Annotated in this window: 8 protein-coding genes and 1 pseudogene; 7 read left to right on the top strand and 2 right to left on the bottom strand. The window is 66.0% G+C overall.

From position 1 onward, the window contains the following. A partial coding sequence (locus U742_RS23495; protein ID WP_029349490.1) for an ATP-binding protein occupies positions 1-533 on the bottom strand: 533 nt, incomplete at its 3' end. A gap of 603 nt (positions 534-1,136) precedes the next feature. Between U742_RS23495 and U742_RS23075 the strand changes: the two genes are divergently transcribed. The 7 genes and pseudogenes from U742_RS23075 (at position 1,137) to U742_RS0101840 (ending at position 5,313) form a co-directional block, all read left to right on the top strand. Next, the gene (locus U742_RS23075) at positions 1,137-1,295 is read left to right on the top strand and encodes a hypothetical protein (protein ID WP_156034105.1); all 159 of its coding nucleotides are present in this window, start codon (positions 1,137-1,139) and stop codon (positions 1,293-1,295) included. A 433-nt stretch (positions 1,296-1,728) separates the two neighbouring features. After that, entirely contained in the window at positions 1,729-1,917 is a 189-nt protein-coding gene (locus U742_RS23070) for a hypothetical protein (protein WP_156034104.1), read from the top strand. Positions 1,918-2,087: 170 nt separating this feature from the next. After that, the gene (locus U742_RS0101860) at positions 2,088-2,570 is read left to right on the top strand and encodes an Hsp20 family protein (RefSeq protein WP_029349486.1); all 483 of its coding nucleotides are present in this window, start codon (positions 2,088-2,090) and stop codon (positions 2,568-2,570) included. Positions 2,571-2,661: 91 nt separating this feature from the next. Further along, on the top strand, positions 2,662-3,171 hold the full coding sequence (locus tag U742_RS0101855) for an Hsp20/alpha crystallin family protein (RefSeq protein WP_029349483.1): 510 nt from the start codon (positions 2,662-2,664) through the stop codon (positions 3,169-3,171). Positions 3,172-3,333: 162 nt separating this feature from the next. After that, a pseudogene (locus U742_RS23490) lies at positions 3,334-3,585 on the top strand (NADH dehydrogenase ubiquinone Fe-S protein 4); the annotation flags it as partial. A 185-nt stretch (positions 3,586-3,770) separates the two neighbouring features. Further along, a complete protein-coding gene (locus tag U742_RS0101845; RefSeq protein WP_029349480.1) occupies positions 3,771-4,136 on the top strand; it encodes an SPW repeat protein in 366 nt (121 codons plus the stop codon). A gap of 112 nt (positions 4,137-4,248) precedes the next feature. Further along, positions 4,249-5,313, top strand: a complete 1,065-nt coding sequence (locus U742_RS0101840) for a Do family serine endopeptidase (protein ID WP_029349478.1) — start codon at positions 4,249-4,251, stop codon at positions 5,311-5,313. Between the two features lie 322 nt (positions 5,314-5,635). On the opposite strand, the gene U742_RS0101830 is transcribed toward U742_RS0101840, so the two are convergent. Further along, on the bottom strand, positions 5,636-7,849 hold the full coding sequence (locus U742_RS0101830) for an amylo-alpha-1,6-glucosidase (RefSeq protein WP_029349476.1): 2,214 nt from the start codon (positions 7,847-7,849) through the stop codon (positions 5,636-5,638). Between the last annotated feature and the right edge of the window lie 5 nt (positions 7,850-7,854).

Raw genomic sequence — 7,854 nt, 5'->3', positions numbered from 1 at the left:
GGCGTCGTCCGTGCATAGTCAAAAACCCGCCGAAGCCGCGCGGCGGTCTCCCCGAGAAAGCTGCCGATCATCGCCTCATAGCGCACCACGAAAAACGGCACGGCGAGGCTTTCAGCGATGGCTTCCGCCAGCGTGGTCTTACCGTTCCCCGGTGGGCCCACCAAAAGCACGCGATGGCGCGGCTCAAGCGAGTGGGAGCGCAGCAGTGAGGCGCGCTGCTGCTCTTCGATCAGTTGTGATGCCGCCAGCTTCGTAAGATCGGGCAGCACAAGCTCGTCCAGACGGCGCCGCGGCGAAATTTCCATGATGAATTCCCGCGCGCCGCGGCCATTGGGCTCGACGGGGAGGCGCGGGACGTTGGCCATACCGTTCACAGGTGGCATCTCCACAACTTTTTCCAGGCGGTCCGCCAACACATTGTGTTGCTTGGCCCGCTCTTCGGCGACAATCGCTTCGACGGTCCGCCGCAGGGTCCGGTTATCGCCCGTGACACCGGCCTTCACGAGGCTTATGAGAAGATCGCTGCGGGCCATAACGCTATCCCCGGCGCCTTCCGCGTCGATCGACGAGTTCTGCCTCGTCGATTTCAACGCCAAGGGTCCGCAAGCCCCGCAGGACGATCGTCCTCATCGATTCGCCCCGCTCGGCGCAGAGAAGAGCGAGCTGGCGGCGGACCGGCGTAGGGACCATGACCTGGAGCGGCACGTCCTTCTGCGGCGATTCCATGGGAGCCGCCTTCGCCCGTCCTTGCCCCCGGGTTTGGTCCTTTGCCATAACAGCAGAAGCGATCCTGTCTTGCGTACTCATGTAGTCGTAATATCATGATTTCATGAGTTTCGGATGCGCCAACCTTTCGCCGACCGGGACAAGCTGTGGATTGTTAGCGGCTTCGCCGGACGATCGAAGCGTCCCGCGAGAACCCGTACAGCTTTCCTGCCGCCTTGCCGGACTCCGATCAGGGAACGGACCGCGCCGGGATGCCGCGGCCCGTTGCAGCTCAAGTCGCGTTTTCAAGGTCGCTCACCGCACACGCAGCACGTCCGGCAGCCAGCCGCGTACCTTGCCCCTCGCGGGCAGCCAGCGCCGCCAGCTCGGCCTTCTTCATCCGGTTCCACGCAGGGGCGGCAGGAACGCCTTTGGCTTCACACAGCGCCGCGATGATCTGCGCGCCGCTGACGCGCCTCACGACAGTGCCGTTTATCAACCGCGAACGCTATCTTGCCGATATGGAATGGAAGCGCCGGCTGCACGAACCGAACGGCACGCCCGGCGCGATGTTTTGGAGCGTCTGGTGATGAGCGGCGCGGCTGTGGCCGCGGTGACCAGTTTTTACGGAAGTGGCGCACCGGCCGAGATTCGAGCCTACTTTCTGTCTCGAACGCAAACGTAATTCTGCTGTCTGATTCTGCGCCCGAAAAGCAGACCGTCGGCTAACGGCCCCATTCTTGCGGAGCCAAGCTCCATGTCGAGATGCGCTGCGCCGCCTGTGGCGATGTGGTCGCTTCCAGAAGCATTACGCGCGACCGGGATTTGCACCAATCGGATATCGTCTGCACCGAAGGCTGATCTGGAGGCTATGGGGTTGAGCGACTCCCCAATCTTTGGACAGATATCCAGCGGAATTAAGCTACTCTCTGTGCTGGCTGAACGGTTTCGATGGCGTTGGAGTAAACCATGGCGGGCGGCTGTCCGACATGGGCGAGCGTGGACCGCCGTTGACTGTGGAAGATGATCTATCGTCAGATGCCCCTTGGCCTGCGAGCCGGCGTCTCAGGCATGCAAATAGACACACTCATGCTTCAGGGATCGCCGCGCGTGTTCGATGAAGATGTTGTCGGGCAGCGCGCTGGGCCGTCCATCGACATCCCGGGGCCGCTCCGCTTCAGCCGGTCGGGCAAGGTGAAGGAAGTGAACTGACGTCCGGAAAGTGCCGCTTGTTACAGCTTCACCCCTCTTGCACTGGCTTAACCTCTTCCTAAATCGCTTGCTGCCGGCGCCCCTTGGGGCCGGCGGGTCGCGCGGGCGCCACTCGGCGTCCGGCGATCGGACCATCTTGTACCCATGTTGCTCAAGAGGAGGATGTGGCTATGAGAACCACTCTCGACTTTGCTCCCCTGTTCCGGTCGAGCATCGGCTTCGACCGCATGCTGAACGCGCTCGAGACCGCGAGCCGTGTCGCGACGATCGACAACTGGCCGCCCTATGACATCGTCAAATCCGGCGAAGACGACTACCGCATCACCATGGCGGTGGCGGGCTTCACGGAAGGCGACTTCACCCTCACCCAGGAGCAGAACCTGCTGGTGGTGATGGGTCAGAAGTCCGGCGTTGAGGGCGATGATGGCCAGTATCTCCATCGCGGCATCGCCGGCCGGGCCTTCGAGCGCCGCTTCGAACTCGCGGACCATGTGAAGGTCACCGGCGCAAGCCTCGTCAACGGCCTGCTCACCATCGAGCTGAAGCGCGAAATCCCCGAGGAAATGAAGCCGCGTCGCATCGCCATCGCGACCGACGCCGCGCGTCCCCAGGGTGAGGTGAGGCAGATCGAGGCCGAGAAGCGGGCGGCTTGAAGCGCTTCCCACGACGCATCACGTCAGACGCCGGGCGCACCCGCCCGGCGCCACAGGAAGCTTTTGCACGCGAACGGAAAGGAAAAAAATCATGAGTGTACGTGACCTGATCCCGTGGGGCCGCGACAATGGCAGTTCGGTCCCCACTGTCTTCCGCGACGATGAGCGTAGCCCGTTTCTCTCGTTGCACCGCGAGGTGAACCGGCTGTTCGACGACGTCTTCCGCTCCTTCGACCGCGGCCTGCCGGCCTTCGGCGCGCTGCCGACCTTCAATGTCGGCTGGCCGAGCGTCGAGATCGCCGAGACCGAGAAGGAGATCAAGGTGACGGCCGAGGTCCCTGGTCTCGAGGAGAAGGACGTCGAGGTGCTGCTCGATAACGGCGTGCTGACGTTGAGGGGCGAGAAGCGCTCGGAGACGCAGGACAAGGAGAAGCAGTTCTCCGAACGCTTCTATGGCCGCTTCGAGCGGCGCATCCCGCTCGGCGTCGAGGTCGAGGAGGACAAGATCGATGCCCGCTTCAGGAACGGCGTGCTGAGCATCGTGCTGCCCAAGAGCGCGAAGGCGCAGTCGCAGGTGAAGCGCATCGCCATCAAGCACTGAGACCATCGCTGACCGGCAGCGACCCTATAGCGCGCTGCCGGTCGCCTCCTTCGCCGATGAGGGAGGGATGAGATGCTGGAGACCGTCAGAGAAACACCGTCCAACCCTATAATCCATCGACCAGAGAACTGGCCCGCCAATGACGCACGCGGTCCGCTGGCGATGGGGCGCTCCGTCTTCCCGGAGGATGCGGTCGCCCGCATCTTCAGGCCGTCGCGCTGCGTGATGACGGCGGGCCGCGCGCGCTGCAAGAGTTGGCGCCTCGTCTTCGAGCGGCGCGGCGCGCCCGTCATCGAGCCGCTAATGGGCTGGACGGCAGGCAGCGACACGCTCGCCCAGATCGAGCTCGACTTTCCCACGCTCGACGCCGCGATCCGCTACGCGGAGCGGCAGGGTCTCGACTGTGTCGTCCAGTCGGCGGCGCGATGCCAGGAGCGCATCCCTCCCTCGCACGGAGTCCGACCTGCCAGCCGGGCTCCTCTTCTCGACCTTGGGCATTTCAGCCGGCCGGAGCGGCGGTACGGCGCGCGCGATCGCGTCATCCCAGCCGGCAGACGCCACACCATCAGCCGCAACCGAACAGATGAGGAGGATCAATCATGCTGAAGTCACTGTCCGTAGACACGCCGAAGGCCTTCGACGTCGTCACCATCATCGCCGGCCTCGGCCTTGCCCTGGCGCCCTGGTATCTCGGTTTCACCACCGAGACCGCCGCAGCGTGGAATGCCTGGATCGTCGGCGCCGCCGTGACGCTGATCGCCGTGGCCGCCCTGTTCGCCTTCCACCAGGCTGAAGAATGGGCGAACGCGGCGCTCGGCCTGTGGGCCATCGTCGCGCCTTGGGCTCTCGGCTTCTCGGCGCTGTCCGTCGCCGTCACCGCCCATGTGATCGCCGGCCTTGTCGTCGCGGCCGTGGCGGCCGCCCGCCTGTGGTTCACCACCGGGCGGCCATACTCGACCGCCTGATCGTGAGCCGGCCCGGCGCCCTGCCGGGCCGGACTTTCATTCGCTCCGACAGAAGGAAAGCAACCTAATACGGGGGCCAGGCATGCTCACGGTTCCTACACGGAAGAAAAGGATGATCACCACCCTTCTGGTGGCGCTGGCGCTGGTGGCCGGGATCGCGTCACCTGCCCTCGGCCAACCGGCGATCGCGGGCATCGCCGGCGGTGTTCCAACGCTGGCGCCAGTGCTCGATCGGGTGACGCCGGCGGTGGTGAACATCTCGGTGATCTCGCGCGCCCCCGGGTCATCGAACCCGCTCTATAACGATCCCTATTTCCGCCGCTTCTTCGATCTGCCGGACATGCCGCAGGAGGAGCCGCGGCTGAGCGCCGGCTCGGGGGTCATCATCGATGCCGCGCGCGGCCATGTGCTGACGAACCATCACGTTGTCGCAGGCGCAAGCGAGATCGTCGTCACGCTGAAGGACGGGCGCCGACTGAGTGCCCGTCTCATCGGCTCCGACAAGGCGACCGACATCGCGCTCCTCAAGGTTCAGGCGACCAACCTCGTCGCACTGCCCATCGGCGATTCCGACCGGCTGAAGGTCGGTGACTATGTCGTCGCCATCGGCAATCCCTTCGGCCTCGGCCAGACGGTGACCTCCGGCATCGTCAGCGCGCTCGGTCGCACCGGCATCAGCAATGACGGCTATGAGGACTTCATACAGACCGATGCCTCGATCAATCCCGGCAATTCCGGCGGCGCTCTGGTGACACTGGACGGGCGGCTGATCGGCATCAACACCGCCATACTGAGCCCGGCGGGAGGCAATGTCGGCATCGGCTTCGCCGTGCCGAGCAACATGGCCCTGGCGGTGATGAACCAGCTGGCGCACGACGGCAGGGTCCATCGCGGTCGGGTCGGTATCGCCGTTCAGGATGTCACGTCGGACGTCGCCGAGGCGCTTGGGCTGGGTGAGGTCCGTGGCGCGGTGATCGCCGGTGTCGAGCCGGGCTCGCCCGCTCAAAGAGCCGGCCTCGCGGCGGGCGATGTCGTGACAGCTGTCGACGGCCGCCCGGTTCACAGCGCCGCCAGCCTGCGCAACCGCATCGGCCTGACGCCCGCCGGCACGAGCGTAACATTGAGCGTGCGGCGCAGCGACGGTCCTCGCAATGTCAGCGTGAGGATCAGCTCCTGAGGAGCGTCCCGCTCATGCCGGCATAGAACTCTGCCTTCGCCGGCCTATCTCATCGAAGATGTTTCAACAGGGAGGACGTCATGAACGCCAGTGACATCGTCGCCATGCGCGGCCCGGTCGATGAGAGCATCATTGCCGACATCCTCATGACCGGAGCCACGCGCGAGGAACTGGCGCAGGCCCGGGCCTAGCGCCAGGCCGACGAGGCGCCGATCGATGAAGGCCGGCAACACCCGTCGTCGCGCGTCGCCGAGCTCGTCGCGCTTCTCGAGGAGCTGGACGAAGATGGCGAGGAGTGAGTGGGGGGCCCGCCTGGCCCGGCTCAGCTCGTCGTGATCACCCGCAAGGGTCCACGCCGGTCGAGCACGTCGACCACCACCTTGGCGCCGGAGCGGCGCAGCGCGACGTCGGCCGCCCCGCCATCGAGCCTGAGATTGCGCAATGTGACCTCGCTCAAGAAATCCGGCAGCGTGGGCTCGTCGAAGGTGACGTGCAGCCGCTCCGGGTCGAAGCCGAGCCCGAGGCAGGCCTGCAGCATGTAGCACGGTGCCGCCGCCGCCCAGGCCTGCGGCATGCAGGCGACCGGATAGAATGTCGGCCCGCGGGTCTGCTGGCGGGCAAAGCCGCAAAACAGCTCTGGCAGGCGGCGCAGGTCGATATAGGTCGAGGCGGCGAAGAGGCCCTCGAAGATCCGCGCCGCCTCGCGCTTGAAGCCGTAGCGGGCGAGGCCGGCGGCGATCAGCGCATTATCATGCGGCCAGACCGAGCCGTTATGGTAGCTCATCGGATTGTAGCGCGCTTCACTGCTGGCGATGGTGCGCACCCCCCAGCCGCAGAACAGCGTCGGTCCCATCAGCGTGCTGGCCACGCAAGCTGCCCGATCCGGCAGGGCGATGCCGGTGAGCAATGCGTGGCCGGCATTGGAGCTCCTGACACGGCACGGCCGCTTCTCGCCGTCGAGCGCCAGCACATAGGTGCCGAGCGCTGCATCGAAGAAGGCCGCATCGAAGTCGGCGCGGAGCGCCTCGGCACATCGGTCAAACCTGGCGGCGCGTTCAGGGTGCCCCAAGGCGCGGGCGACGTACGCGGCGGCCCGCCAGGCGCCATAGGCATAGGCCTGCACCTCGGCGAGGGCGATGGGGCCCCGCGCCAATGTGCCGTCGGCATGGAAGACGGAATCATGGCTGTCCTTCCAGCCCTGATTGATCAGCCCCTCTTGGGTCTGCCGGCCATATTCGACGAAGCCGTCGCCGTCGCGATCGCCATGGTTCTCGATCCAGCCCAGCGCCGCCTCGATGTTCGGCCAGAGCCGGCGCAGCGTGACGAGATCGCCGGTGCGCTCCAGATAGGCACCGGCCAGCATGACGAAGAGCGGAGTGGAATCGACGCTGCCGTAATAGCGGCGGAACGGCACCTCCCTCAGCTCAGCCATCTCGCCATGGCGTACCTCGTGCAGGATCTTGCCGGGCTCGGCGTCCGCCTCCGGGTCGAACCCCGTCGCCTGGTTGGCGGCGAGATGCTGGAGCACGCCGCGCGCTATGGACGGGTCGAGCCACAGCGTCTCCAGCGCGGTGATCAGCGCGTCGCGCCCGAACACTGTGCTGAACCACGGGATGCCGGCATAAGGATAGGGTCCCTCCGCCGTGTCGGTTACCAGCATGTAGAGGTCGGAGACCGAGCGGCGCACCGCCTCGTTGAAGATGTCGTTCGAGGTGATGATCGCCGTCGCCCGCGAGGCGGAGGAGCGCAACGCACGGCGCGCATCCCGCAGCGCACGAAGGAAGGCAGGACGCACCGGCCTCTCGCTGGCGCCATCGCAGGCGATCTCCAGGACCATGGTCCGTACCTCGCGCGGGGCGAGGTCGAAGACGAAGCCGGCATGGTCCGCCGTCAGTTCCTGCGGTGCCGGGTCGAAGCGCAGCGTGGTCTGCCGTCGCCGTCCATCAAGGCCGAGATAGGCGAGCTTCACTTGGTGGGCCGTCATCTCCGGCCTTTGCAACGTACCGCGCCGGGCCCGCTGCGTGCCGCGCACCTCGAACAAGTCGGCGAAATCGGCGGCGAAGGCGATGTCGATCCTCACCTGCCGGGACCGGTCGTCGAAGTTGCGGATGGCGATCCGCTCATGGCAGGTGCCGTTCCACAGGAAACGCGAACGGCGCAGATGAAGGAGGTCGTGCTCCAGCACCAGCCGGCCCTCGGCATCGAACAGGTCGGGGTTGGTGAGATCGCAGGTCAGCGTCGCGTTGTCGTCGCGCAGCGTCGAGGACAGCAGCATCGGCCGCTGCCCGGCGATGGTCAGGTAGAGATGTGAGAGATAGCGCGTGTCGCGATGATAGAGGCCCTCCGGGCTGCCCGGTCCGGACAGCGCATCGCCATTATGATCGAACACGGCGAAGGTATCGCCGTGCTTGAGCGTGCGCGGCCGCCGCTCCTGCAGCGAGGCGGCGGCCGGGATGAAGAACTGCGCCAGCGGCGTGCCCGGCCGGGTCGGCGCTGGCGCATGAGCGACCGCTTCCGCACTGGTCGTGCCGTGCATGCAGC

This window comes from Allobosea sp. 117 (assembly GCF_000702305.1).
Taxonomy (GTDB): Bacteria; Pseudomonadota; Alphaproteobacteria; order Rhizobiales; family Xanthobacteraceae; genus Ancylobacter.
Note: the sequence above shows the minus strand (reverse complement) of the source record. Positions and strands in the feature narration are given on the sequence as shown.

What these genes read in the sequence shown, in the direction of transcription:
- U742_RS23070 (WP_156034104.1), top strand. Translation starts at nt 1,729, where the DNA reads ATGATCTATCGTCAGATGCCCCTTGGCCTGCGAGCCGGCGTCTCAGGC.
- U742_RS0101860 (WP_029349486.1), top strand. Translation starts at nt 2,088, where the DNA reads ATGAGAACCACTCTCGACTTTGCTCCCCTGTTCCGGTCGAGCATCGGC.
- U742_RS0101855 (WP_029349483.1), top strand. Translation starts at nt 2,662, where the DNA reads ATGAGTGTACGTGACCTGATCCCGTGGGGCCGCGACAATGGCAGTTCG.
- U742_RS0101845 (WP_029349480.1), top strand. Translation starts at nt 3,771, where the DNA reads ATGCTGAAGTCACTGTCCGTAGACACGCCGAAGGCCTTCGACGTCGTC.
- U742_RS0101840 (WP_029349478.1), top strand. Translation starts at nt 4,249, where the DNA reads ATGATCACCACCCTTCTGGTGGCGCTGGCGCTGGTGGCCGGGATCGCG.
- U742_RS0101830 (WP_029349476.1), bottom strand. Translation starts at nt 7,849, where the DNA reads ATGCACGGCACGACCAGTGCGGAAGCGGTCGCTCATGCGCCAGCGCCG.